The organism is Klebsiella sp. RHBSTW-00215 (genome assembly GCF_014103785.1).
Lineage (GTDB): Bacteria > Pseudomonadota > Gammaproteobacteria > Enterobacterales > Enterobacteriaceae > Klebsiella.
Genome location: NZ_JABXQS010000001.1, coordinates 1,430,990 through 1,457,888, shown reverse-complemented (window position 1 = coordinate 1,457,888; position 26,899 = coordinate 1,430,990). Strand labels below are relative to the sequence as shown.

Below are 26,899 nucleotides of genomic sequence, written 5' to 3'. Positions count from 1 at the left end.
ATCATGGCTTCAGAAAATATGACGCCGCAGGAATACATAGGACACCATCTGAACAACCTTCAGTTGGACCTGCGTACTTTCTCGCTGGTGGATCCGCACAACCCCCCAGCCACCTTCTGGACGCTCAACATTGACTCCATGTTCTTCTCGGTGGTGCTCGGTCTTTTGTTCCTGCTGATGTTCCGCAGCGTAGCCAAAAAGGCAACCAGTGGCGTACCAGGGAAATTCCAGACCTTTATCGAGATGATCATCGGCTTCGTCCATGGCAGCGTTAAAGATATGTACCATGGTAAGAGCAAGGTTATTGCTCCGCTGGCCCTCACCGTGTTCGTTTGGGTATTCCTGATGAACCTGATGGACCTGTTGCCAATCGACCTGTTGCCATACATCGGTGAGCACATTTTCGGCCTGCCTGCACTGCGTGTGGTTCCGTCTGCTGACGTGAACATCACCCTGTCGATGGCGCTTGGCGTGTTTATCCTGATTCTTTTCTACAGCATCAAAATGAAAGGCGTGGGCGGGTTCGTTAAAGAACTGACCCTGCAGCCGTTCAATCACTGGGCGTTCATTCCTGTCAACTTAATCCTTGAAGGGGTAAGCCTGCTGTCTAAACCGGTATCACTCGGTCTGCGACTGTTCGGCAACATGTATGCCGGTGAGCTGATTTTCATTCTGATTGCTGGTCTGTTGCCGTGGTGGTCACAGTGGATTCTGAATGTGCCATGGGCCATTTTCCACATCCTGATTATTACGCTGCAAGCCTTCATCTTCATGGTTCTGACGATTGTCTATCTGTCGATGGCATCTGAAGAGCATTGATTTTTACCAACATACTACGTTTTAACTGAAACAAACTGGAGACTGTCATGGAAAACCTGAATATGGATCTGCTGTACATGGCTGCCGCTGTGATGATGGGTCTGGCGGCAATCGGTGCTGCGATCGGTATCGGCATCCTCGGGGGTAAATTCCTGGAAGGCGCAGCGCGTCAACCGGATCTGATTCCTCTGCTGCGTACTCAGTTCTTTATCGTTATGGGTCTGGTGGATGCTATCCCGATGATCGCTGTAGGTCTGGGTCTGTACGTGATGTTCGCCGTCGCGTAGTAAGTTGTTCGAAAGAAACCTAAGCCACAGAGTAATTTTTTAAGAGGTATTGTGCTGTGAACATGAACGCAACAATCCTCGGCCAGGCCATCGCGTTTGTTATCTTCGTATGGTTCTGCATGAAGTATGTATGGCCGCCGTTAATGGCTGCCATCGAAAAGCGCCAGAAAGAAATTTCTGACGGTTTAGCTTCTGCAGAACGCGCTAAGAAAGATTTGGACCTTGCACAGGCCAACGCGACCGACCAGCTGAAAAAAGCGAAAGCGGAAGCCCAGGTAATCATTGAGCAAGCAAACAAGCGTCGCTCTCAGATCCTGGATGAAGCAAAAGCTGAAGCAGAACAGGAACGCACCAAAATCGTCGCACAGGCGCAGGCTGAAATCGATGCCGAACGTAAACGTGCTCGTGAGGAGCTGCGTAAGCAGGTCGCTATCCTGGCTGTTGCTGGCGCCGAGAAGATCATCGAACGTTCCGTGGATGAAGCTGCTAACAGCGACATCGTGGATAAACTTGTCGCTGAACTGTAAGGAGGGAGGGGCTGATGTCTGAATTTGTAACGGTAGCTCGCCCCTACGCCAAAGCAGCTTTTGACTTTGCCGTCGAGCACAACAGTGTTGAACGCTGGCAGGATATGCTGGCGTTTGTCGCTGAAGTGACCAAGAACGAACAAATGGCAGAGCTACTCTCCGGTGCATTGGCTCCGGAAACGCTCTCAGATGCGTTTATCGCGGTATGTGGTGAGCAACTGGACGAAAATGGCCAAAACCTGATTCGGGTAATGGCTGAGAATAGTCGTCTGAAGGCGCTCCCTGATGTTCTCGAGCAGTTCATTCACCTGCGCGCTGCCAGTGAGGCAACCGCAGAGGTAGAAGTTATTTCTGCCACCCAGATGAGTGACGTACAGCTTGCGAAGATTAGCACTGCGATGGAAAAACGTCTGTCACGCAAAGTTAAGCTGAATTGCAAAATCGATAAGTCTGTAATGGCAGGTGTTATCATCCGTGCGGGTGATATGGTCATTGATGGTAGCGTACGCGGCCGTCTTGATCGCCTTGCAGACGTCTTGCAGTCTTAAGGGGACTGGAGCATGCAACTGAATTCCACCGAAATCAGCGAACTGATCAAGCAGCGCATTGCTCAGTTCAATGTTGTGAGCGAGGCTCATAACGAAGGTACTATCGTTTCTGTCAGTGACGGTGTTATCCGCATTCACGGCCTTGCCGATTGTATGCAGGGTGAGATGATCGCTCTGCCGGGTAACCGTTACGCTATCGCACTGAACCTGGAGCGCGACTCCGTAGGTGCTGTTGTGATGGGTCCGTACGCTGACCTTGCCGAAGGCATGAAGGTTAAATGTACTGGCCGTATCCTGGAAGTTCCGGTTGGCCGTGGCCTGCTGGGCCGCGTGGTTAACACCCTGGGTGCGCCAATCGACGGTAAAGGTCCGCTGGAGCACGACGGCTTCTCCGCTGTTGAAGCTATCGCTCCGGGCGTAATCGAACGTCAATCCGTCGATCAGCCGGTTCAAACCGGTTATAAGTCCGTCGATGCCATGATCCCAATCGGTCGTGGTCAGCGTGAACTGATCATCGGCGACCGTCAGACCGGTAAAACCGCGCTGGCAATCGACGCTATTATCAACCAGCGTGACTCCGGCATTAAGTGCGTCTACGTGGCTATCGGCCAGAAAGCGTCCACCATTTCTAACGTGGTACGTAAACTGGAAGAGCACGGCGCGTTGGCCAACACCATCGTTGTGGTTGCAACCGCATCTGAATCCGCTGCACTGCAATACCTGGCTCCGTATGCCGGTTGCGCAATGGGCGAATACTTCCGCGACCGCGGTGAAGACGCGCTGATCATTTATGATGACCTGTCTAAACAGGCCGTTGCTTACCGTCAGATCTCCCTGCTGCTCCGCCGTCCGCCAGGACGTGAAGCGTTCCCGGGCGACGTATTCTACCTCCACTCTCGTCTGCTGGAGCGTGCTGCACGTGTTAACGTTGAATACGTTGAAGCTTTCACCAAAGGTGAAGTGAAAGGTCAAACCGGTTCTCTGACTGCGCTGCCGATTATCGAAACCCAGGCGGGTGACGTTTCTGCGTTCGTTCCGACCAACGTAATTTCCATTACCGATGGTCAGATCTTCCTGGAAACCAACCTGTTTAACTCCGGTATTCGTCCTGCGGTTAACCCGGGTATCTCCGTATCCCGTGTTGGTGGTGCTGCTCAGACCAAGATCATGAAGAAACTGTCCGGTGGTATTCGTACCGCGCTGGCGCAGTATCGCGAACTGGCGGCGTTCTCCCAGTTTGCCTCTGACCTTGATGATGCAACCCGTAAGCAGCTGGACCACGGTCAGAAAGTAACTGAACTGCTGAAACAGAAACAGTATGCGCCGATGTCCGTTGCGCAGCAGTCTCTGGTTCTGTACGCAGCAGAACGTGGTTATCTGGCAGATGTAGAGCTGGCGAAAATCGGTAGTTTCGAAGCTGCTCTGCTGGCTTACGTCGACCGTGATCACGCTCCGTTGATGCAAGAGATCAACCAGTCCGGTGGCTATAACGACGAAATCGAAGGCAAGCTGAAAGGCATCCTCGATTCCTTCAAAGCAACCCAGTCCTGGTAAAGTCTGGCGGCTTGCTTTAGGGCAGGCCGCAAGGCATTGAGGAGAAGCTCATGGCCGGCGCAAAAGAGATACGTAGTAAGATCGCAAGCGTCCAGAACACGCAAAAGATCACTAAAGCGATGGAAATGGTCGCCGCTTCCAAAATGCGTAAATCGCAGGAGCGCATGGCGGCCAGCCGTCCTTACGCAGATACCATGCGCAAAGTGATTGGTCACCTTGCGAACGGTAATCTGGAATATAAGCACCCGTACCTGGAAGAACGCGACGTTAAGCGCGTGGGCTACCTGGTGGTGTCTACCGACCGTGGTCTGTGTGGTGGCTTGAACATTAACCTGTTCAAAAAACTGCTGGCGGATATGAAAGCATGGTCCGATAAAGGCGTTCAGAGCGAACTCGCAATGATCGGCTCGAAGGGCGTGTCGTTCTTTAATTCCGTAAGCGGCAATGTTGTCGCTCAGGTGACCGGCATGGGTGACAACCCATCCCTGTCCGAACTGATCGGTCCGGTAAAAGTGATGTTGCAGGCCTACGATGAAGGTCGTCTGGACAAGCTGTACGTTGTCAGCAACAAATTTATTAACACCATGTCTCAGGTTCCAACCATCACCCAACTGCTGCCGTTACCGGCGTCAGAAGATGATGACTTGAAGCGTAAATCCTGGGATTACCTGTATGAACCCGATCCGAAAGCGCTGCTGGATACCCTGCTGCGTCGTTATGTCGAATCTCAGGTTTATCAGGGCGTGGTAGAAAACCTGGCCAGCGAGCAGGCCGCACGTATGGTGGCGATGAAAGCCGCGACCGACAATGGCGGCAGCCTGATTAAAGAGCTGCAGTTGGTATACAACAAAGCTCGTCAGGCCAGCATTACTCAGGAACTCACCGAGATCGTCGGTGGAGCATCCGCGGTATAACCAGGTTAATTCGTAGAGGATTCAAGATGGCTACTGGAAAAATTGTCCAGGTAATCGGCGCCGTGGTCGACGTCGAATTCCCTCAGGATGCCGTACCGCGCGTGTACGAGGCTCTTGAGGTACAAAATGGTAATGAGCAACTGGTGCTGGAAGTTCAGCAGCAGCTCGGCGGCGGTATTGTACGTACCATCGCTATGGGTTCTTCCGACGGCCTGCGTCGTGGTCTGGATGTTAAAGACCTTGAGCACCCGATCGAAGTCCCGGTAGGTAAAGCAACACTGGGTCGTATCATGAACGTACTGGGTCAGCCAGTTGACATGAAAGGCGATATCGGTGAAGAAGAGCGTTGGGCTATCCACCGTGCAGCACCGTCCTATGAAGAGTTGTCAAACTCTCAGGAACTGCTGGAAACCGGCATCAAAGTTATCGACCTGATGTGTCCGTTTGCGAAGGGCGGTAAAGTTGGTCTGTTCGGTGGTGCGGGTGTAGGTAAAACCGTAAACATGATGGAGCTTATTCGTAACATCGCGATTGAGCACTCCGGTTACTCCGTGTTTGCGGGCGTAGGTGAACGTACTCGTGAGGGTAACGACTTCTACCACGAAATGACCGACTCCAACGTTATCGATAAAGTATCCCTGGTGTATGGCCAGATGAACGAGCCGCCGGGAAACCGTCTGCGCGTTGCTCTGACCGGTCTGACCATGGCTGAGAAGTTCCGTGACGAAGGTCGCGACGTACTGCTGTTCGTCGATAACATCTATCGTTACACTCTGGCCGGTACTGAAGTATCAGCACTGCTGGGTCGTATGCCTTCAGCGGTAGGTTACCAGCCGACTCTGGCGGAAGAGATGGGCGTTCTGCAGGAACGTATCACCTCCACCAAAACCGGTTCTATCACCTCCGTACAGGCGGTATACGTACCTGCGGATGACTTGACTGACCCATCCCCAGCAACCACCTTTGCTCACTTAGATGCAACCGTGGTACTGAGCCGTCAGATCGCATCCCTGGGTATCTACCCGGCCGTTGACCCGCTGGACTCAACCAGCCGTCAGTTGGATCCGCTGGTTGTTGGTCAGGAACACTACGACACCGCGCGTGGCGTTCAGTCTATCCTGCAGCGTTATCAGGAACTGAAAGACATCATCGCCATCCTGGGTATGGATGAACTGTCTGAAGAAGACAAACTGGTGGTAGCACGCGCTCGTAAGATCCAGCGCTTCCTGTCCCAGCCGTTCTTCGTGGCGGAAGTATTTACCGGTTCTCCGGGCAAATACGTCTCCCTGAAAGACACCATCCGTGGCTTTAAAGGCATCATGGACGGCGAATACGATCACCTGCCAGAGCAGGCGTTCTACATGGTCGGTTCCATCGACGAAGCCGTGGAAAAAGCCAAAAAACTTTAACGCCTTAATCGGAGGGTGATATGGCAATGACTTACCACCTGGACGTCGTCAGCGCAGAGAAGCAAATGTTCTCTGGTCTGGTCGAGAAAATCCAGGTAACGGGTAGTGAAGGTGAGCTGGGTATTTACCCGGGTCACGCACCGCTGCTCACCGCCATTAAGCCTGGTATGATTCGCATCGTTAAGCAGCACGGTCATGAAGAGTTTATCTACCTGTCAGGCGGCATTCTTGAAGTGCAGCCTGGTAGCACGACCGTTCTGGCTGATACGGCAATTCGTGGCCAGGATCTCGACGAAGCGCGAGCTCTGGAAGCGAAACGTAAGGCTGAAGAGCATATCAAAAGCTCTCACGGCGACGTGGATTACGCTCAGGCGTCCGCAGAACTGGCCAAAGCGATCGCTCAGCTTCGCGTTATCGAGTTGACCAAAAAAGCGATGTAACACCGGCTTGAAAGTTAAAAAGCCAGTCTGGTTTCCAGGCTGGCTTTTTTTATGGTTTCGTTTCAGAAATAGTAAAACTAAAAAGCGAGTTCAATATTTTTGTGATGAGTGTCTCATTTTTATTGATCGATCAAAAAATGAAGTGTAGACTTGTTTTTGTGATGTGAATCACAAAATAATCCATCAAAACATAATCGCTATCCAGGAAGTTATCATGAAACTGATCAACAAAATCGTCGCTTTCTTCAGTGCTATGAACGTTACCTTTGGTACTTTCAACAACTAAGAATCAAACTATCCGAACTGCATTTGCGCTGTACCGCTAACTAAAACGACAACACATGCGGTGTGAAGCAGGAAAGAAAGTTAGAGGGTCGCCCGAGGGCGACCTTTGTGTTTTTATCAGGTCTTAATTTCGACTGAGGAAGTTACCGGTGTTGAAACTCCCATCCTCATTACGCAGCAGAGGGTCCGGTAACGCCAGCGTTTGGTAATCGTTACTACTAATGCTCTTTCCCTGCGCGTTGATGCTTCGATCGCCGTGAATGAAGTAGTTGCTATCGTCGATGTTGCCGACCACGGCGTCGTCATATTTCCCTGCTTGAGTGCGCAAGGATATATTATCGCTGAACGCGCCTTGCGTTTCCGGTGCGCCGTATGGGCTTGGGCGGAAGATATAGTTAAATCGCTGATTGTCTACCGCAACGTTATTGACCACCACCAGCTTACCGGGGTTGAAGTTGTCGGTAAAACCGTCCAGGTGATTGCCAATAGCGATGCTGTTACGCACCTCATGTGCGACCGGCTGCCCTTCCCCACCGAGCTTAAAGCCGTTGCTGGTATTATTGCGGGCAATTGAATTCTCGATCACCACAACACCATTCGCCCCGTCCTCAATCTTGTTAAACAGATCGAATCCGTCATCGATATTATCGTGCGAGTAGCAACCTTCCAGCCGGTTACCCTCCCCTACGCGCATTTTCACCGCGAAACCATCGGCGTTAATTTTCCCCGGATCTTCATTACTAAAGGATTCAGAATTCACCACCCGGTTATAGCTGGCCCACAGCGGGCGTCCAACATCTGCCGGAGAGGAAATTTGAATCCCGGTATCATCGTTGCGATAAGCGATAACGTTTTCAATCAGGTTATGGCTACCCTGCACGCGCAGGCTTTTATCCGTAACTTCAATGCCGTTGATATGCCAGTAGCTGGCGTCCAGTAGCAATCCGTGAATGATCGCTTTGCCGTCGGCTTGCAGGGTTTTGGTTTTGCCTTTCAGGCCGCTTGCGCTCAGAGGAATTGCTGTTTGCGGATAATCTCCAGCGGCTAATACTATTTTTCCGCCTGCCGGGACGAATTCAATGGCGGAGGATAAATCGAGCGGTGAATCAGCTGTCCCTTTAGCCTGCGGTAGCCCATCTGGTGCGGCATAGAGCGTATTGCCTGTCACGCTGGCGCTGTGCTCAACTGTCAGCGTTTGGCTAACCGGTTTTGCGTTGGTGGCTGGGATAAAGCTGATTTCAAAAGTGTCTTTATCTTTCAGGACTGCAGGCTGGGTAAACATCTCTCCGGCTTTTACTTCTTTATCCTGCCCGATCACCACTTCATCCTGACGAACGGTTATGCGCCCGTCGCTATTAGTGCGCGCCTGCAATATGTAATCTTTGCTCTGGCTTTTTGCGCTTGAGCTAATTTGCATCACAGGAGGCCAGCTTTTGGCGACGTACGGTGCTGAGGGGACCGTATTTGCTGCTGAAGTAGTGAGTGAAGCATTGCTGACGGTGATTTTTGCGTTACGTGAGGCGAAGAAACCGACGTAGTAATGCTCTTTATCCTGCTGCGTAATCAGGTCAGCGTGAGGAACCTGCTGGCTAACCCATTCATTGCTGCCCGTTGCTGCCCATGAGGTAATAAACCTGTCGTTGGTACGCTCCAGCTTGAGCTGGAAAGTCGGGGTTTGCTCCAGGTTTATCTTCTCTTTATAGCTCTGGCGCTTTATTGATGCGCCCGCATTACCCCACGGCTGAGTTATCCCTTCCCGGCTGATAGCCTGCAGCTTGATATGCGAGTGGTCTTTTTTATCCTGAGTCATAATGGCGTTCATCACCATATTGGATGCCGCCGGGAACTCTTCGTAACCGACTTTCAGCGGCTGCTGACGCGCATTGCCAATTACATCGCGGACCAGCAAACCAGCGCCTTCCTGCGCGGCCGGACGAGCGCCATTTTCCGGGCCAAACTGATTGACGGTCACCGTTGCCTGCAGGATAAAATTCTGGTTAGTTGGGAGTTCGGTATAAAAGAAGGTCAGCCCGTCGTGGGAGTTGGCAATTTTGCCGCCACGGCTTTCAATAGTGATAGGCTGGCTAAGATCAGTGGTGTCTTGCGGCGTTAGCTTTTTACCGGCGATGGTGACATCGTTAACGCCAATCTTTTCCGGCAGGACGTTAGAGGAAAAGTTGCTATCTGTGGATTGTCCAAAGGCGATAGCCTGCCACTGATGGGCTTCATTAGCCTGCAGCGGTAGCGCGATCATCGAACTGCAAAGGGTTAATGCCAAAGGTATTTTGTTATTCATTCTTTTCTCCTGGGTAATTATTAAGCGGCATTATCAGGAAAATGAAATGCTGTTTCTATTTATTGTGTCACAATTAATGAATATTAAAATCGTGTTTTATTTTGTTAATCTTCTTTATTCAGGTGTCAAAAAAACAGTAAAAGCAGAGGGATAGCCGGTATAACCGTTAGCTGAAATGATTTTTTTGTACTAAACGGGTTTGCGCTGGTTAAAAATAGCGCCCTAAAATGGTGTATCGCGTTGAGCCTGCACGTTTTATCTTCGACTCGTTTCATGATGAAAAATATGTAGATATTTCAACGTGAAAGGCTTTTACTTTTCGTTCCAACAGCAGTCAGGATGCGTATGTCAAACAGTCCGATGAGCGTGGTTATTCTTGCCGCAGGCAAAGGTACCCGCATGTATTCCGATCTTCCCAAAGTGTTGCATTCGCTGGCTGGAAAGCCAATGGTGCAGCATGTCATTGATGCAGCTAAAGAATTAGGTGCATCAGCCGTGCATCTGGTTTATGGGCACGGCGGCGATCTGCTCCGCCAGACGCTGCATGAAGATAATCTTAACTGGGTCTTACAGGCCGAACAGCTTGGTACCGGTCATGCCATGCAGCAGGCGGCGCCGTTCTTCAGCGACGATGAAGATATTCTGATGCTGTACGGCGATGTGCCGTTGATTTCCGTTGAAACATTAAAACGCCTGCGAGAAGCAAAACCGCAGGGCGGTATCGGTCTGCTGACGGTAAAGCTGGACGATCCGACAGGCTATGGCCGCATTACGCGTGATAACGGTGCGGTGACGGGGATTGTTGAGCACAAAGATGCCAGCGAAGAGCTGCGCCAGATACAGGAAATTAATACCGGGATCCTGGTCGCCAACGGCGCGGACCTGAAACGCTGGCTGGCGAAGCTGACCAACAATAACGTTCAGGGCGAATACTACATCACCGATATTATTGCGATGGCCTACGAAGAAGGCCATGAAATTGCGGCTGTTCACCCTCAGCGTTTAAGCGAGGTAGAAGGCGTGAATAACCGTCTACAATTATCCCGCCTTGAACGCGTTTTTCAGTCTGAACAGGCAGAAAAAATGCTGCTGGCGGGCGTCATGCTGCTTGATCCGGCGCGTTTTGATTTACGCGGCACGCTGAAACACGGGCGCGATGTTGAAATTGATACTAACGTTATTCTCGAGGGTAACGTGGTGCTGGGCGATCGCGTGAAGATTGGTACCGGCTGCGTTATCAAGAACAGCACCATTGGCGATGATTGCGAGATCAGTCCCTATACGGTGGTGGAAGATGCTCATCTGGAAGCTGCCTGTACTATCGGGCCGTTCGCACGTCTGCGCCCGGGCGCAGAGTTGCTGGAAGGCGCGCACGTCGGCAACTTTGTCGAAATTAAAAAGGCGCGTCTGGGTAAAGGCTCTAAGGCCGGTCATCTGTCCTACCTTGGCGATGCTGAGATTGGCGATAACGTTAATATCGGCGCGGGCACTATCACCTGTAACTATGATGGCGCAAATAAGCACAAAACGGTGATTGGTGATGACGTGTTCGTTGGCTCTGATAGCCAGCTGGTGGCTCCGGTGACCGTAGGCAAGGGCGTGACTATTGCCGCAGGAACAACGGTAACGCGAAACGTTGCCGATAACGAACTCGTTTTAAGCCGCGTGCCGCAGGTCCATAAGCAGGGCTGGCAGCGTCCGGTGAAGAAAAAGTAACGCTATTTCTCTTTCGCCCTTATTGGGGAGAAGGAGCGGGGTGAGGGGATAATATAATCCTCCCCCCACGGCAGTACCCATAAAAATAACCCCACTCTCTACAAGGCTCGGGGCGCCCGAAATACGGGCAAACAGGTTGACCGACAACGCATGGCATACAGCCAAAATCGGAATTAAAAACTATGTGTGGAATTGTTGGCGCAGTCGCGCAGCGTGATATTGCTGAAATCCTTCTTGAAGGTTTACGTCGTCTGGAATACCGCGGTTATGACTCCGCCGGTCTGGCGATCGTTGACAACGAAGGTCATATGAACCGCGTTCGCCGCCTCGGTAAAGTACAGATGCTGGCTCAGGCGTTAGAAGAACGTCCCTTACACGGCGGTACCGGGATTGCTCATACCCGCTGGGCGACTCATGGCGAACCGTCTGAGGGTAACGCGCATCCGCATGTTTCTGACCATATTGTGGTGGTGCATAACGGGATCATCGAAAACCATGAACCGCTGCGCGAGCTACTACAGTCCCGGGGCTATGTTTTTGCCTCCGAGACGGACACTGAAGTGATTGCGCACCTGGTGCATTGGGAGCTGGAGCAAGGCGGCACCCTACGCGATGCCGTACTGCGTACCATTCCTCAACTGCGTGGCGCTTACGGCACCGTGATTATGGATACCCGCGATCCGGGTACGCTGCTGGCCGCTCGTTCAGGAAGCCCGTTGGTGATTGGCCTGGGCATGGGTGAAAACTTCATCGCCTCCGATCAGCTGGCGCTGCTGCCGGTTACCCGCCGTTTTATCTTCCTTGAAGAGGGCGATATTGCGGAAGTGACCCGCCGCTCGGTCACTGTCTTTGATAAATCTGGTGTGGAGGTTCAGCGCCCGGATATTGAATCCAATCTGCAATATGACGCTGGTGATAAAGGTATCTATCGCCACTACATGCAGAAAGAGATCTACGAGCAGCCGAATGCTATCAAAAACACACTTTCCGGGCGTATCAGCCACGGCGAGGTTGATTTGAGCGAGCTGGGTCCACAGGCCAACGAACTGCTGTCTCAGGTTGAGCATATTCAGATTATCGCCTGTGGAACCTCCTATAACTCAGGGATGGTATCCCGCTACTGGTTTGAATCACTGGCAGGGGTTCCGTGCGACGTCGAAATCGCCTCTGAGTTCCGCTATCGCAAATCTGCCGTACGTCGTAATAGCCTGATGATCACCCTCTCCCAATCCGGCGAGACGGCGGATACGCTGGCTGGCCTGCGCCTGTCGAAAGAGCTGGGTTATCTAGGGTCTCTGGCGATTTGTAACGTTCCGGGCTCATCTCTGGTGCGCGAATCCGATCTGGCGATGATGACCAATGCCGGAACGGAAATCGGCGTTGCCTCGACTAAAGCGTTTACTACGCAATTGACCGTTCTGCTGATGCTGGTGGCGAAACTGGCTCGCCTGAAAGGTCAGGATGCCGCTATCGAACACGATATCGTTCATGGCTTACAGACTCTGCCGAGCCGCATTGAGCAGGTGCTCTCGCAGGATAAACGCATTGAAGCGTTGGCTGAAAATTTCTCTGACAAGCATCACGCGTTGTTCCTTGGTCGTGGCGATCAGTATCCGATTGCCCTGGAAGGGGCGCTGAAGCTGAAAGAGATCTCCTACATTCACGCTGAAGCCTACGCCGCTGGAGAGCTGAAGCACGGTCCGCTGGCGTTGATTGATGCTGAAATGCCGGTAGTGGTGGTGGCACCGAACAATGAGCTGCTGGAGAAGCTAAAATCCAATATTGAAGAGGTTCGTGCCCGAGGCGGCCAGCTATATGTCTTCGCAGACGGCGATGCGGGTTTTAACAGTAGCGACAATATGCACATCATCGAGATGCCGCATGTCGAAGAGGTGATTGCGCCAATCTTCTACACCGTACCGCTGCAGCTGCTGGCGTATCACGTTGCGCTGATCAAAGGGACTGACGTTGATCAGCCGCGTAACCTGGCTAAATCGGTTACTGTGGAATAACGATTTCTACATCATCAACAGGGCTGCCGTCTGGCGGCCCTTTTTCTTCTCTGGAGATCGTTTTTTGAACTGCTGGCTAAAGAATGTATCGCACCTGTTTTATGACAGATTGTCATCTTTGATACTGACTTTTGCTGTCATAAAAATAAAATTTATCGGTAAACTATTCGTCATTATTTAAAATAACATTATGATTTATATTATTTTTATTTTCCGTAAAAACCTACCTTTTTGTGTGTCATAAAACTGTAATAATTCGTACATTTTACTGTCACCTGTTTGTCCTATTTTGCTCACCATAGCTTCGAAACAATGATTTACGAATCCAGCAGGAGACATTATGAAAGTTATGCGTACCACCGTCGCAACAGTTGTCGCCGCGACCTTATCGATGAGCGCTTTCTCTGTTTTTGCAGCAGCAAGCCTGACTGGCGCAGGTGCAACTTTCCCCGCGCCGGTGTATGCCAAATGGGCAGATACCTATCAGAAAGAAACTGGTAACAAAGTTAACTACCAGGGTATCGGCTCCTCTGGCGGCGTAAAACAAATCACTGCCAACACCGTAGATTTCGGTGCTTCTGATGCTCCTCTGGCTGACGACAAACTGGCTCAGGAAGGCCTGTTCCAGTTCCCGACCGTTATCGGCGGCGTGGTGCTGGCGGTGAACATCCCGGGTCTCAAATCTGGCGAACTGGTGCTTGACGGTAAAACGTTGGGTGACATCTACCTGGGTAAAATCAAAAAGTGGGATGATGAAGCCATCACCAAACTGAACCCTGGTTTGAAACTGCCTTCTCAGAACATCGCCGTTGTGCGTCGTGCTGATGGTTCCGGTACTTCCTTCGTCTTCACCAGCTACTTGGCGAAAGTGAACGAAGAGTGGAAATCTAAAATTGGCGCAGGTTCTACCGTAAACTGGCCGACCGGTCTGGGCGGTAAAGGCAACGACGGCATCGCCGCTTTCGTTCAGCGTCTGCCGGGTTCCATTGGCTACGTCGAATATGCCTACGCTAAACAGAACAATCTGGCTTATACCAAGCTGCTGTCAGCAGACGGTAAGCCGGTTAGCCCGACAGAAGATAACTTCGCTAACGCAGCGAAAGGTATCGACTGGAGCAAATCCTTCGCACAGGATTTGACTAACCAGAAAGGTGAAAATGCATGGCCTATCACCTCTACAACCTTCATCCTGGTTCACAAGGCTTCCAATAAGCCAGAGCAGACCGCTGAAGTGCTGAAGTTCTTCGACTGGGCGTATAAAAACGGCGGTAAAGAAGCCAACGCACTGGACTACGCATCCCTGCCGGATAGCGTGGTTGAGCAGGTTCGCGCAGCATGGAAGACCAACGTGAAAGATAGCAGCGGTAAAGCGCTGTACTAATACCCGTCATATTTTGAGCTGCAGGTGCGTTGGCTGCAGCTCGAATTATTTAGGGTATGGTATTACCTTTGCCAGAAAGATCAGTAAACTACGGTTTTTTCTGGCCCGAAACTGAAGAGTAATTTATGGCTGCAACCAAGCCGGCATTCAACCCTCCGGGGAAAAAGGGTGACATAATTTTCAGCGTGCTGGTAAAACTGGCGGCGCTGATTGTGCTATTGATGCTGGGCGGCATCATCGTCTCCCTCATTATCTCTTCCTGGCCAAGCATTGAAAAATTCGGCTTTGCCTTCTTATGGACCAAAGAGTGGGATGCGCCGAACCAGATTTTCGGTGCTCTGGTGCCGATTTACGGCACGCTGGTCACCTCATTTATCGCGCTGCTGATCGCCGTACCGGTGAGCTTTGGTATCGCACTGTTCCTGACGGAACTGTCGCCAGCCTGGCTGAAGCGTCCTCTGGGCATCGCCATTGAGCTGCTGGCGGCAATTCCCAGTATCGTTTACGGCATGTGGGGCCTGTTCATTTTTGCCCCACTGTTTGCGACTTACTTCCAGGAACCCGTTGGCAACGTCTTGTCCAACATTCCTTTCGTTGGCGCTTTGTTCGCTGGCCCGGCATTTGGTATCGGTATTCTCGCCGCAGGCGTCATCCTGGCTATCATGATCATTCCTTATATCGCTGCCGTTATGCGTGACGTTTTCGAACAGACGCCGGTGATGATGAAAGAGTCCGCTTACGGTATCGGCTGTACGACGTGGGAAGTTATCTGGCGTATCGTTCTGCCCTTTACCAAAAACGGTGTTATCGGTGGGGTAATGCTCGGGTTGGGACGTGCGCTGGGGGAAACCATGGCGGTGACCTTTATTATCGGCAACACCTACCAGCTCGATAGCGCCTCGCTGTTTATGCCGGGCAACAGTATCACCTCTGCGTTGGCGAATGAGTTTGCCGAAGCGGAAACCGGCCTGCACGTTGCAGCATTGATGGAGCTGGGTCTGATTCTGTTTGTGATCACCTTTATTGTACTGGCTGCCTCGAAGTTCATGATTATGCGCCTGGCTAAGAATGAGGGGGCTCGCTAATGGCGACGATCGAATTGCAAACCACTGCAGAACTGGCGGAATCTCGCCGTAAAATGCAGGCAAAACGCCGCATGAAAAACCGCCTCGCCCTGACGCTATCGATGGCGACCATGGCGTTTGGTCTGTTCTGGCTTGTCTGGATCCTGATGTCGACCGTAACCCGCGGTATTGATGGCATGAGCCTGGCGCTGTTTACCGAAATGACGCCGCCACCAAATACGGCGGGTGGTGGTCTGGCAAACGCCCTGGCGGGCAGCGGCCTGTTGATCCTGTGGTCGACGGTTATCGGCACACCTCTGGGCATTATGGCGGGGATTTATCTGGCGGAATATGGCCGTAAATCCTGGCTGGCCGAAGTTATCCGTTTTATTAACGATATCCTGCTTTCTGCACCTTCGATTGTTGTCGGCCTGTTTGTCTACACCATTGTGGTGGCGCAAATGCAGCACTTCTCCGGCTGGGCAGGCGTGATTGCGCTGGCTCTGCTGCAGGTGCCTATCGTTATTCGTACCACGGAAAACATGCTGAAACTGGTGCCAGACAGCCTGCGAGAAGCGGCTTATGCGCTGGGAACACCGAAGTGGCGCATGATTTCTGCTATCACCCTGAAAGCATCGGTATCCGGCATCATGACCGGCATCCTGCTGGCTATCGCCCGTATCGCCGGGGAAACGGCACCGCTGCTGTTTACCGCGCTCTCCAACCAGTTCTGGAGCACCGATATGATGCAGCCGATTGCTAACCTGCCGGTGACCATTTTCAAATTTGCCATGAGTCCGTTTGCGGAGTGGCAGCAACTGGCATGGGCCGGGGTATTGATTATCACCCTGTGCGTATTGCTGCTGAACATTCTGGCGCGCGTTATTTTCGCGAAGAATAAACACGGTTAATTTTTACGGCGCGGCGAAATGCGGCGTCGAATGAGGAAGAGAACGAGATGAGTATGGTGAATGCAACCCCGGGTAAGCTTTCAGTTCGTAACCTGAACTTCTACTACGGAAAATTCCATGCCCTGAAAAACATCAACCTGGATATCACCAAAAACCAGGTTACGGCGTTTATCGGTCCGTCAGGCTGCGGTAAATCCACGCTGTTGCGTACGTTCAACAAGATGTTTGAACTGTACCCGGAGCAGCGCGCGGAAGGCGAAATTCTGCTGGATGGCGATAATATTCTGACCAACACCCAGGATATCGCTCTGCTGCGTGCGAAAGTGGGCATGGTATTCCAGAAGCCGACGCCGTTCCCGATGTCTATCTATGACAACATCGCTTTTGGCGTGCGTCTGTTTGAGAAACTTTCCCGTGCGGATATGGACGAGCGCGTCCAGTGGGCTTTGACCAAAGCCGCATTGTGGAATGAAACCAAAGATAAACTGCATCAGAGCGGATACTCTCTCTCCGGTGGTCAGCAGCAGCGTCTGTGCATTGCGCGCGGTATCGCGATTCGTCCGGAAGTCCTGCTGCTGGATGAGCCTTGCTCAGCGCTGGACCCGATCTCTACCGGGCGTATTGAAGAGCTGATCACCGAACTGAAACAGGATTACACCGTCGTTATCGTGACCCACAACATGCAGCAGGCTGCGCGTTGCTCCGACCATACGGCATTTATGTATCTTGGCGAGCTGATTGAATTCAGCAACACGGACGACCTGTTTACCAAGCCCGCTAAGAAGCAAACTGAAGATTATATTACTGGCCGCTACGGTTGATTGCCCTTCTGCTTTCAGGCTCTAACCCATTGGGCAATCAGGAGATACTATGGACAACCTAAATCTTAACAAACATATTTCCGGCCAGTTCAATGCTGAACTGGAGTACATCCGCACTCAGGTCATGACCATGGGTGGGCTGGTGGAGCAGCAGCTTTCTGATGCGATCACCGCGATGCACAACCAGGATAGCGAACTGGCGAAGCGCGTTATCGACGGCGATAAACAGGTCAATATGATGGAAGTGGCGATCGATGAAGCCTGCGTGCGCATCATTGCCAAACGTCAGCCGACCGCCAGTGACCTGCGCTTGGTGATGGCGATCATCAAAACCATCGCAGAGCTGGAGCGTATCGGCGACGTGGCGGATAAAATCTGTAGCACTGCGCTGGAGAAATTCTCTCATCAGCACCAGCCGCTGCTGGTGAGCCTGGAATCGCTGGGGCGGCATACCGTGCAGATGCTGCATGATGTGCTGGACGCCTTCGCGCGTATGGACCTGGACGAAGCAGTGCGTATCTACCGTGAAGACAAGAAAGTCGACCAGGAATATGAAGGCATTGTGCGTCAGCTAATGACCTATATGATGGAAGACCCGCGTACTATTCCAAGCGTGTTGACCGCGTTGTTCTGTGCTCGTTCGATTGAGCGTATCGGCGACCGTTGCCAGAACATCTGTGAGTATATTTTCTACTTCGTTAAAGGTCAGGATTTCCGTCATGTTGGCGGCGACGAGCTGGATAAACTGCTGGCGGGAAAAGACCCCAAAGAGTGATAAATCATTAGAGTCAATCCTGATAAATGGAATTATCAGGGTTGGTTATGATTTGTGATTGTCTTGTTTTAATTAAGTGAGATTGGTGAGATTTTCGTCACAAATAATAATTTCATTAATTGTGATCTGATTTTTATAGCGCAACAATACGGACCACTAATCGGGTAACTTGTCATTACAAGGCTCGAATTAAAAACTCTGGATTGTTACTGCGTAAGCAGGCAAAACCTGATGTCGCCATTCACATGGTGATGTCAGGTTTTTTTTTGCCAAATAATCCACTATCAGCAAGATACTGGGGTTGTTACCGCCATGCGGGCAAAACCTGAAGCAAATTACCTCTGTTTTAGACAGGTGATTTGCTTCAGGTTTTTTTTTGATTCTAAGCAAGGATGTTTGAGGGTAAACCATGAAGGCATTAGCCGAAAAAATAATCGCTGGCGTCGGCGGGCGAGAGAACATCATTAGTCTGATGCACTGTGCGACACGTTTACGCTTTAAGCTTCACGATCGGAGTAAAGCTCAAGCTGAGAGACTTAAAAATACTGCCGGCATTATTATGGTTGTCGAAAGCGGCGGCCAGTTTCAGGTTGTTATTGGCAATCACGTTGCTGATATGTGCAATACTATTAATGGGTTGATTGGGGTAATAAACAACGCTGATAGTGTAAAAAAAGAAGAGGATAAGGATAATATATTCAATAAGCTTATCTATATCATCTCCGGGATATTTACGCCTTTTATAGGGTTGATGGCAGCTACCGGTATTTTAAAAGGTGTTCTGGCACTATCACTCGTTTGCGGATGGACAACCGAGCAGAGCGGTACTTATTTACTGATGTTCAGCGTCAGTGATTCCCTGTTTTATTTCTTCCCCATTATTCTGGGCTACACGGCGGGGCAACGATTTGGTTGTAACCCGTTTACTACGATGGTGATTGGTGGGGCGCTAACTCACCCATTGATTTTGCAGGCATTTGAAAAAGCGCAAAATCCGGATAACCCGATCCTGCATTTTCTGGGGATGCCGATTACCTTTATCAATTATACCTCTTCCGTGATCCCAATTATTTTTTCTGCCTGGCTCTGTAGCCTGTTGGAGAAAAGATTGAACCGCTGGCTGCCTTCAGCTATCAAAAATTTCTTTTCTCCTCTGATTTGCCTGGTCGTTATTACGCCGCTCACCTTTTTAGCTATTGGACCTGTGTCTACGTGGCTGAGTGAAATGCTGGCGCTGGCCTATCAGTTTCTCTATCAAACAGCGCCCTGGTTAGCTGGTGCAGTGATGGGCGGATTGTGGCAGGTGTTCGTAATGTTTGGTCTGCATTGGGGGTTGGTGCCGTTATGTATCAATAACTTTACCGTGCTCGGTTATGACACGATGTTGCCGCTAATGACGCCAGCCATTCTGGCGCAGGTGGGCGCCGCCTTGGCTATTTTTATCAGCGAACGCGATGCACAGAAAAAAGTGGTGGCGGGGTCAGCTTCGTTAACCGGACTTTTTGGTATCACTGAACCTGCTGTTTATGGTGTTAACTTACCGCGTCGTTATCCGTTTATTGTGGCCTGCGTGAGCGGCGGTATTGGTGCTGCAATAGTGGGTTTCGCGCAGACGAAAGTTTACTCTTTTGGTGTTCCGAGCATTTTTACCTTTATGCAAACCATTCCACCGACGGGGGTTGATTACACGGTTTGGGCCTGCATTATCGGTAGCTTCCTGGCAATGGGATTAGCTTTCCTTGGTACTCTGTTGTTCGGCATTTTTGGTAAGAAAAATAGTCAACCGCAACCAGAAGAATCCACCGTTGAACTGAACAATCAACCGTTGCAGAAATTTGAAACGATTGCCTCTCCCATGAACGGAACTATCGTTCCTCTCGAACTGGTACCTGATAACACTTTCGCTAGCGGTTTATTAGGTAAAGGCATCGCGATTCTACCTAATAGTGGTACGGTTTATTCGCCCGTTTCAGGCGAGGTTATCTCTTTATTTGAGTCATTACATGCCATTGGTATTAAGTCTAATGATGGCGCGGAGATCCTTATTCATGTTGGCCTTGATACCGTTAAATTGAAAGGACAGCATTTTACTTCTCATATTGATGTCGGTGATAAAATTTCTGCGGGCGATCTCTTATTATCTTTTGACCTCCCTGCGATATCTTCTGCCGGTTTTAATCTCGTGACGCCAATACTAATAACCAATAGTGATGATTATATGGATGTTCTGGTTTTAGGGAGGGAGCAGGTTCTTTCCGGGAGTGAGCTTCTGTCGATCATTAAATAAGTATAAATGACAGGTTTTTCTTTCCTGTAACCATGAGTTTAAAGGAGGCATCTTTAATCTTTGTGTTTGAATGATAGCGTTTTTATATAGCGTCAGAGCCGGGGTGTTATCTGACGCATTTATTTGTTAACGGTATTCCGTTTTATGCCAATACTTAGATAAAGGGATATTATGTTTAAAAGAAATCTGATTACATCTGCAATGATTCTTATGGCCCCGCTTGCTTATACCGCTAATGCCATGGCGGAATCGCTGACGGTTGAGCAACGTCTTGAACTTCTTGAACAGGCGCTTAAGGATACGCAGAAAGAGCTTAAAAAATACAAAGACGAAGAAAAGACCAGGAATCAGATATGGGTCTCAAATACTCAGCCTGACGGTAATAAAGGAAGTGCTGCTCAACAGGTGGTGAGCGATCCGGCACCTGCGGGCAGTGCGCAAAAACCGGCTGCCGTACTGGTAAGAAATGATCAAGCTGCGGCTAATGGAGAATCTATTTATAGCTCCATGACGATGAAAGATTTCAGTAAGTTTGTGAAGGATGAAATCGGCTTTAGCTACAACGGTTACTACCGTTCTGGCTGGGGAACCGCATCTCATGGATCGCCAAAGTCCTGGGCAATCGGTTCGCTTGGCCGCTTTGGTAATGAATATTCCGGCTGGTTTGATTTGCAGCTCAAACAGCGGGTCTACCAGGAAGATAACAAACGCGTCGATGCAATTGTTATGCTTGATGGCAATGTCGGCCAACAATATTCCACAGGTTGGTTTGGTGACAATGCCGGTAATGAAAACTATCTGCAGTTTGCTGATATGTACGTCAATACCAAAGGATTCCTGCCGTTCGCGCCAGAAGCCGATTTCTGGGTGGGCAGACATGGTGCGCCGAAAATTGAAATCCAGATGCTGGACTGGAAAACCCAGAGAACGGATGCGGCGGCCGGTATTGGTCTTGAGAACTGGCAGGTGGGCGCGGGTAAATTTGATATCGCACTGGTACGCGAAGACGTTGATGATTACAACCGATCGTTGACCAAAAGCCAGCAAATTAATACCAATACCATTGATATTCGTTATAAAGAGATTCCTCTCTGGGATAAAGCTTCTCTGATGGTTACCGGGCGCTATGTGGCGGCTAACCAAAGCTCATCAGAGAAATATAATGAAGGAAATAATGGATATTATGAGTGGAAAGATACCTGGATGGCAGGAACGTCGTTAACGCAGAAATTTGATAACGGCGGGTTTAACGAATTTTCATTCCTGTTGGCAAATAACTCGATTGCCAGCAGCTTCTCACGCTATGCGGGATCCAGTCCGTACACAACCTTTAACGGCAGATACTATGGCGATCATACCAACGGTACCGCCGTCCGTTTAACCTCGCAGGGTGAAACCTACCTGCGTGATGACGTGATTCTGGCCAACGCGATTGTTTACTCCTTTGGTAATGACGTTTATAGCTACGAAACGGGCGCGCATTCAGACTTTGAATCCATTCGCGCCGTTGTCCGCCCTGCCTATATTTGGGATAAATACAACCAGACTGGCGTTGAGCTGGGGTACTTCAAGCAGCAGAACAAAGACATCACCGGCAAGAAATACAACGAGTCTGGCTATAAGACCACGCTGTTCCATACCTTCAAAGTGAATACCAGTATGCTGACCTCCCGCCCGGAAATCCGTTTCTATGCGACTTATATTAAAGCGAAGGACATCGACCTGGACAAGGCAGCGAACAGCAATACCAGCAGCATTTTTGAAGATGGTAAAAACGATCGATTTGCCGTTGGCGCCCAGGCTGAAATCTGGTGGTAAAGCTGGCAACGGTCAGGACAAAATTTTCAAGAGGAATAACGATGAAACGACATGCTATTTATTTCGCTCTGGCGCTGGCGGGTGCAGCGTTTTCCGTCCATGCCGCGCCGTTTCCGGCAACGCCAAACGGGTCGATCCCAGTCAGTCAGTATATTACGCAGGTTAACGCTGATAAGAGCATAACCTTCCGCCTGTTTGCGCCTGATGCAAAACGCGTTTCTGTGGTGACGGGTGCGACGCCGGATACCTTTGTCTCCCATGATATGACTAAAGACGAGCAGGGGATCTGGACGTGGAAAGGCGAAGCTCTGGCCCCTAACCTCTACGAATACTATTTTGATGTTGATGGATTCCGCTCTGTTGATACCGGCAGCCGCTATCAGAAGCCGCAGCGCCAGGTGAATACCAGCCTGATTCTGGTACCGGGCAGCATTCTTGACGATCGGGCGGTCGCTCACGGTGAGTTACGGACGTTGACCTATCACTCAAAGGCGCTGAATTCTGAACGTCGTGCCTATGTCTGGACGCCGCCGGGCTATACCGGTACCGGTGAGCCGCTACCTGTACTCTATTTCTATCACGGTTTTGGCGACAGCGGCTTGTCGGCCATCGATCAGGGGCGTATCCCGCAAATCATGGATAACCTGCTGGCGGAAGGCAAAATCAAGCCGATGTTAGTTGTGGTACCGGATACTGAGACCGATGTTCCTGAAGCGATCGCAGAGAACTTCCCGCCGCAGGAGCGGCGCAAAACGTTCTATCCGTTGAATGCCAAAGCGGCCGATAAAGAGTTGATGAACGACATCATTCCGCTGATTGATGAGCGCTTCAATGTGCGTAAAGACGCGGATGGCCGGGCGCTCGCCGGGCTGTCGCAGGGCGGCTATCAGGCGCTGGTTTCAGGAATGAACCACCTTGAAAGCTTTGGTTGGCTGGCAACGTTTAGTGGCGTAACGACAACAACGGTGCCGGATGCAGGCGTGGAAGCGCAGCTAAACCAGCCGCAGGCGATTAATAAGCAACTGCGTAACTTTACTGTGGTGGTCGGTGAGAAAGATGTTGTCACCGGGAAGGATATTGCGGGTCTGAAAACTGAGCTGGAAAAGCAGAAAATCAAGTTTGATTACCATGAATATCCCGGTCTGAACCATGAAATGGACGTCTGGCGTCCGGCCTACGCTGAGTTTGTACAGAAGCTATTTAAGTAAAAATAAGGGGCCAGGATTCTGGCTCCTTATCTTCAATATTTACAGGGAGATAAAATGAAATTAATCGTGACGGAAGATTATGAAGAGATGAGCCTGGTCGCCAGCTATCATGTTCTGGGCTACATCACCGCACCGCGGAGGATGAATTTGGCGGTGACGGCAGGCAGCACGCCGAAGAAAATGTATGAATATTTGACTGCTGCCATCAAAGGGAAATCCTTTTATTCTCAGGTTCATTATTACAATTTTGATGAGATCCCTTTTCGTGGGCAGGATCGTGAGGGCATCACCATCAGTAATCTGCGTAATCTGTTTTTCACTCCCGCGCAGATTCAGGAACAGAATATCCACAAGCTCAGTCATGAAAACTTTATGCACCATGACCGTCAGTTACAGGAAGACGGTGGCCTTGACCTGATCGTCATGGGGCTGGGTGCTGACGGCCATTTTTGCGGTAACCTGCCAAATACCACGCGTTTCCATGATGCGACGGTCGAAGTTCCTATTGCCGGTGATATGGTAGGCCTTGTTGCACATGGCGAAATGGGCGGAGATTTCTCGGTGGTGCCGGATAGCTACGTTACCATGGGGCCGAAAAGCGTGATGGCGGCGAAAAATCTGCTGCTTATCGTCAGCGGTGCGGCGAAAGCCCAGGCGTTGAAGCAGGTGATTGAAGGCGAAGTGAGCGAACAGGTTCCGGCCTCGGTGCTGAAACTGCATCCTTCATTAGTCATCATCGCTGACAAGGCTGCGGTTGCTGAGCTGAGCCGTTGATATCGCTCACCTGAAGCCATGTGTTTGGGTTTGCTTGGTATTACCTCCCAAAATTCCCGGTGGCGCTGCGCTGACCGGGCTACAGGTTCACCATCGTCTGCGGACCGGTAGCCCGGACAGATGCACAGCATCGCCTCCGGGGATTTCCTGCAATTCTGGTCTCCAATCAGCATTAGCATTCAGACTTTGCCAGCAGTTTCTGCGTTAGCCCAGTAATCGCAGCGGTGGTATCTGCATCATCACCAAGGCTAGCCGGGATCAGAATCTCCTTCCTATGAGAAATCTGCCCATAAGCGTAATTTACCGCAGCTCAGGCAGCGGAACAGGTAGCCCTGACAATCGCCGTTATTGCGAAGATATCTGGAGAGATCGTCTGAATCGATGCCAAAGTCGGCACAGTCACCGGCGAGATCGGCAAATTCATCTAAACGATCTTTAATTTCATCCCATCCGACGTAGCCGATAAAGGCGCAGAAATCGCCGCAGTGAGCAAGCCAGAACTCCTGTTGCCAGCCCCGATATCCCGGCGTTCGAGTTACCAGTTCAAGTTCCTGTTCTTTGCTATATGGACTGATGAAATGGCCGTCAAATTCACCTTCTTCATCAAATTGCCCCTGCAGTCCTTCCACGCTGCATTCGTCCTGAAAGCTGCCGTTGAATTTTTCCGCAGCGGAGCCATCGGCGATACACCACGGGCAGAGCTGCTCGACGTCATCAACGCAGTAGAACGGGGAAGTATAGTAAACCGATGTCTGCTGTTCACAGCATTGGCAGACAACGGTTTTATCATCGACAAATGCCCCTGTTGCCAGGGGATCGGGATGATATTTAAAGGCGGGTAACGGTTTTGTCTGGCGCATTAAAATCCCTCTTATGATGTTATATCCCACCCGCGCGCTTTCCACAGTTTCGGCAGTTCGTCCAGGTGGGTAAACGTCGTCACTTTCGGATGCACGATCGGTTTGTTGTGCGGATCGGCGCAGAAGTAGAACACCTCCATTCCGGCAGCGATCCCTGACTGTGCGCCTGCGCTGGAATCATCGACCAGAATGCAGTTCTCGACGTTCACGTTCATCGCTTTTGCGGCATGGAGCATCAGGGCCGGATCGGGCTTCCAGCGCTGGATGTCGTACCCGCTGTAAAGACGCTCAGGAAAATGGTGCAGCATTCCGGTTTTGCCGAGAGAGTGCTGCATTTTGCTCACCGGGCCGTTGGAGACCACGCACATCGGCACCTTGACCGCATCCAGCAGCGCCTGTGCGCCAGGGATGACTTCCAGTTCAGTATCAAACAGACGTGCAACTTCATCGCGGTAAACCGGCTCAAGAGTCGCTTTTTGCAGGTCAACGCCGTACTCCGCGTTAATGGTGTCGATAATCTCGTAAAGTTTGACGCCCTTGAAGCGCTTAAAAATTTCTGCTAAATCCAGCGTAATGCCAAATTCCCTGAACATATGGACGTAGGCGCGGGAGCAGATCACCTCGCTGTCGACCAGCGTGCCGTCACAGTCGAAAAATACTGATTCTGGTTGGGTCATGTCGTTTCCATTTTAGTAAGTTAACGTTTTCGTCATGCTGATTCGTGAGACGCAATCGTTGCCGTATAAGCAAAATCAATGAAAAAAAGTATCTCACAACTGCCCTTATTGTCGCATTTTGGTATAGGATAGCGACGAATTTTCCCTCCTTTGTTCGGAAACCGATAATGAGTCAACAACAAACCAGCCAGTCTTCTGGCCAGGGTCTGCTGGAGCGCGTGTTCAAACTCCGCGAACATGGCACGACGGCACGTACCGAAGCGATTGCAGGTTTCACCACCTTCCTGACGATGGTGTACATCGTTTTCGTTAACCCACAGATTCTCGGCGTGGCGGGTATGGATACCAGCGCCGTTTTCGTCACCACCTGTCTGATCGCCGCATTCGGCAGCATCATGATGGGGCTGTTTGCTAACCTGCCAGTGGCGCTGGCGCCAGCAATGGGCCTTAACGCCTTCTTTGCGTTTGTCGTGGTCCAGGCGATGGGGCTGCCGTGGCAGGTCGGGATGGGCGCGATTTTCTGGGGCGCTGTTGGCCTGCTGCTGCTGACGATTTTCCGCGTACGTTACTGGATGATTGCTAATATCCCGGTTAGCCTGCGCGTCGGTATCACCAGCGGTATCGGTCTGTTTATCGGGATGATGGGCCTGAAAAACGCAGGTGTGATTGTCGCAAACAAAGACACCCTGGTGAGTATTGGCAACCTGACGTCCCACAGCGTACTGCTGGGTATTCTTGGCTTCTTTATTATCGCGATTCTGGCTTCCCGCAACATTCACGCGGCGGTACTGGTTTCAATCGTGGTCACCACGCTGCTGGGCTGGATGTTGGGTGATGTTCACTATACCGGCATCGTTTCTGCGCCGCCGAGCGTCACCACGGTGATTGGTCATGTTGATCTGGCGGGTTCGCTGAATCTCGGTCTGGCGGGAGTTATCTTCTCGTTTATGCTGGTGAACCTGTTCGACTCTTCCGGTACCTTGATCGGCGTGACTGATAAAGCCGGTCTGGCCGATGAGAAGGGTAAGTTCCCGCGCATGAAGCAGGCGCTGTTTGTCGATAGCGTTTCGTCCGTTGCGGGTTCCTTTATTGGCACCTCTTCCGTGACTGCCTATATCGAATCGTCTTCAGGGGTTTCCGTTGGCGGCCGCACTGGCTTAACCGCCGTAGTGGTTGGTCTTCTGTTCCTGCTGGTTATCTTCCTGTCGCCGCTGGCAGGCATGGTTCCGGCCTATGCCGCAGCCGGTGCGCTGATTTACGTTGGCGTCCTGATGACGTCCAGCCTGGCGCGCGTGAAGTGGGATGATCTGACCGAATCGGTTCCGGCGTTTATTACTGCCGTGATGATGCCGTTTAGCTTCTCCATCACCGAAGGTATTGCCTTAGGCTTTATCTCTTACTGCGTGATGAAGATTGGTACCGGCCGTCTGCGTGACCTCAGCCCATGCGTGATTGTGGTTTCGCTGCTGTTCGTGCTGAAGATTGTGTTTATCGACGCTCATTAATGCGCGTTCCC

Annotated in this window: 23 protein-coding genes; 20 read left to right on the top strand and 3 right to left on the bottom strand. The window is 51.0% G+C overall.

What is annotated here, in order from left to right; genetic code table 11:
- The first annotated feature begins 3 nt into the window (after positions 1-3).
- The 8 genes from atpB to HV127_RS06955 are packed head-to-tail and all read left to right on the top strand — an operon-like array spanning position 4 to position 6,498.
- Complete coding sequence (gene atpB, locus HV127_RS06990) at positions 4-819, top strand: F0F1 ATP synthase subunit A (protein ID WP_112215594.1); 816 nt, start codon at positions 4-6, stop codon at positions 817-819.
- A gap of 47 nt (positions 820-866) precedes the next feature.
- Positions 867-1,106 carry a F0F1 ATP synthase subunit C gene (gene atpE, locus HV127_RS06985; RefSeq protein WP_000429386.1) on the top strand — a complete coding sequence of 80 codons (240 nt, stop codon included), beginning with the start codon at positions 867-869 and terminating at the stop codon, positions 1,104-1,106.
- Positions 1,107-1,162: 56 nt separating this feature from the next.
- Positions 1,163-1,633: a F0F1 ATP synthase subunit B gene (gene atpF, locus HV127_RS06980; protein ID WP_004107293.1), complete on the top strand. Its 471-nt coding sequence runs from the start codon at positions 1,163-1,165 to the stop codon at positions 1,631-1,633.
- Between the two features lie 14 nt (positions 1,634-1,647).
- A complete protein-coding gene (atpH, locus tag HV127_RS06975; protein WP_110276037.1) occupies positions 1,648-2,181 on the top strand; it encodes a F0F1 ATP synthase subunit delta in 534 nt (177 codons plus the stop codon).
- Positions 2,182-2,193: 12 nt separating this feature from the next.
- Positions 2,194-3,735, top strand: a complete 1,542-nt coding sequence (gene atpA, locus HV127_RS06970; protein WP_110276036.1) for a F0F1 ATP synthase subunit alpha — start codon at positions 2,194-2,196, stop codon at positions 3,733-3,735.
- A gap of 50 nt (positions 3,736-3,785) precedes the next feature.
- On the top strand, positions 3,786-4,649 hold the full coding sequence (gene atpG, locus HV127_RS06965; protein WP_110276035.1) for a F0F1 ATP synthase subunit gamma: 864 nt from the start codon (positions 3,786-3,788) through the stop codon (positions 4,647-4,649).
- Positions 4,650-4,675: 26 nt separating this feature from the next.
- Positions 4,676-6,058: a F0F1 ATP synthase subunit beta gene (gene atpD, locus HV127_RS06960; RefSeq protein WP_181484301.1), complete on the top strand. Its 1,383-nt coding sequence runs from the start codon at positions 4,676-4,678 to the stop codon at positions 6,056-6,058.
- Between the two features lie 20 nt (positions 6,059-6,078).
- A complete protein-coding gene (locus HV127_RS06955) occupies positions 6,079-6,498 on the top strand; it encodes a F0F1 ATP synthase subunit epsilon (RefSeq protein ID WP_110276033.1) in 420 nt (139 codons plus the stop codon).
- Between the two features lie 409 nt (positions 6,499-6,907).
- Here the strand turns inward: HV127_RS06955 and HV127_RS06950 are convergent, their stop codons facing one another.
- A complete protein-coding gene (locus HV127_RS06950; protein WP_182235430.1) occupies positions 6,908-9,079 on the bottom strand; it encodes a right-handed parallel beta-helix repeat-containing protein in 2,172 nt (723 codons plus the stop codon).
- Between the two features lie 345 nt (positions 9,080-9,424).
- Between HV127_RS06950 and glmU the strand changes: the two genes are divergently transcribed.
- The 11 genes from glmU to HV127_RS06895 all read left to right on the top strand — a co-directional run bounded on the left by glmU (position 9,425) and on the right by HV127_RS06895 (position 23,846).
- Positions 9,425-10,795 (top strand): bifunctional UDP-N-acetylglucosamine diphosphorylase/glucosamine-1-phosphate N-acetyltransferase GlmU, encoded by a 1,371-nt coding sequence (gene glmU / locus HV127_RS06945; RefSeq protein WP_182235429.1) that lies wholly within the window; start codon positions 9,425-9,427, stop codon positions 10,793-10,795.
- 182 nt (positions 10,796-10,977) lie between these two features.
- Complete coding sequence (gene glmS / locus HV127_RS06940; protein ID WP_182235428.1) at positions 10,978-12,807, top strand: glutamine--fructose-6-phosphate transaminase (isomerizing); 1,830 nt, start codon at positions 10,978-10,980, stop codon at positions 12,805-12,807.
- A 340-nt stretch (positions 12,808-13,147) separates the two neighbouring features.
- Positions 13,148-14,188, top strand: coding sequence for a phosphate ABC transporter substrate-binding protein PstS (gene pstS, locus HV127_RS06935; RefSeq protein ID WP_182235427.1), 1,041 nt, complete (start codon positions 13,148-13,150; stop codon positions 14,186-14,188).
- 125 nt (positions 14,189-14,313) lie between these two features.
- The gene (gene pstC, locus HV127_RS06930; RefSeq protein ID WP_110276028.1) at positions 14,314-15,273 is read left to right on the top strand and encodes a phosphate ABC transporter permease PstC; all 960 of its coding nucleotides are present in this window, start codon (positions 14,314-14,316) and stop codon (positions 15,271-15,273) included.
- A complete protein-coding gene (pstA, locus tag HV127_RS06925) occupies positions 15,273-16,163 on the top strand; it encodes a phosphate ABC transporter permease PstA (RefSeq protein WP_110276027.1) in 891 nt (296 codons plus the stop codon). The genes pstC and pstA overlap by 1 nt, the downstream gene beginning before the upstream one ends.
- 47 nt (positions 16,164-16,210) lie before the next feature.
- The gene (gene pstB, locus HV127_RS06920; protein WP_110276026.1) at positions 16,211-16,984 is read left to right on the top strand and encodes a phosphate ABC transporter ATP-binding protein PstB; all 774 of its coding nucleotides are present in this window, start codon (positions 16,211-16,213) and stop codon (positions 16,982-16,984) included.
- A 49-nt stretch (positions 16,985-17,033) separates the two neighbouring features.
- Entirely contained in the window at positions 17,034-17,759 is a 726-nt protein-coding gene (phoU, locus tag HV127_RS06915; protein ID WP_110276025.1) for a phosphate signaling complex protein PhoU, read from the top strand.
- Between the two features lie 409 nt (positions 17,760-18,168).
- A complete protein-coding gene (gene bglF / locus HV127_RS06910) occupies positions 18,169-20,046 on the top strand; it encodes a PTS beta-glucoside transporter subunit IIABC (protein ID WP_182235426.1) in 1,878 nt (625 codons plus the stop codon).
- Positions 20,047-20,217: 171 nt separating this feature from the next.
- Positions 20,218-21,864 carry a carbohydrate porin gene (locus HV127_RS06905; protein ID WP_182235425.1) on the top strand — a complete coding sequence of 549 codons (1,647 nt, stop codon included), beginning with the start codon at positions 20,218-20,220 and terminating at the stop codon, positions 21,862-21,864.
- Between the two features lie 41 nt (positions 21,865-21,905).
- Positions 21,906-23,072 (top strand): alpha/beta hydrolase-fold protein, encoded by a 1,167-nt coding sequence (locus HV127_RS06900; RefSeq protein WP_182235424.1) that lies wholly within the window; start codon positions 21,906-21,908, stop codon positions 23,070-23,072.
- Between the two features lie 54 nt (positions 23,073-23,126).
- A complete protein-coding gene (locus HV127_RS06895) occupies positions 23,127-23,846 on the top strand; it encodes a glucosamine-6-phosphate deaminase (RefSeq protein WP_182235423.1) in 720 nt (239 codons plus the stop codon).
- A gap of 272 nt (positions 23,847-24,118) precedes the next feature.
- Here HV127_RS06895 and cbrC read toward each other — a convergent pair whose 3' ends face one another.
- Positions 24,119-24,706 (bottom strand): PF03691 family colicin E2 tolerance protein CbrC, encoded by a 588-nt coding sequence (gene cbrC, locus HV127_RS06890; RefSeq protein WP_182235422.1) that lies wholly within the window; start codon positions 24,704-24,706, stop codon positions 24,119-24,121.
- A gap of 11 nt (positions 24,707-24,717) precedes the next feature.
- Positions 24,718-25,383, bottom strand: a complete 666-nt coding sequence (gene yieH, locus HV127_RS06885) for a 6-phosphogluconate phosphatase (protein ID WP_182235421.1) — start codon at positions 25,381-25,383, stop codon at positions 24,718-24,720.
- 167 nt (positions 25,384-25,550) lie between these two features.
- Here yieH and adeP point away from each other — a divergent pair, with 167 nt between their 5' ends.
- Positions 25,551-26,888: an adenine permease AdeP gene (gene adeP, locus HV127_RS06880; RefSeq protein WP_110276019.1), complete on the top strand. Its 1,338-nt coding sequence runs from the start codon at positions 25,551-25,553 to the stop codon at positions 26,886-26,888.
- Positions 26,889-26,899: the final 11 nt, after the last annotated feature.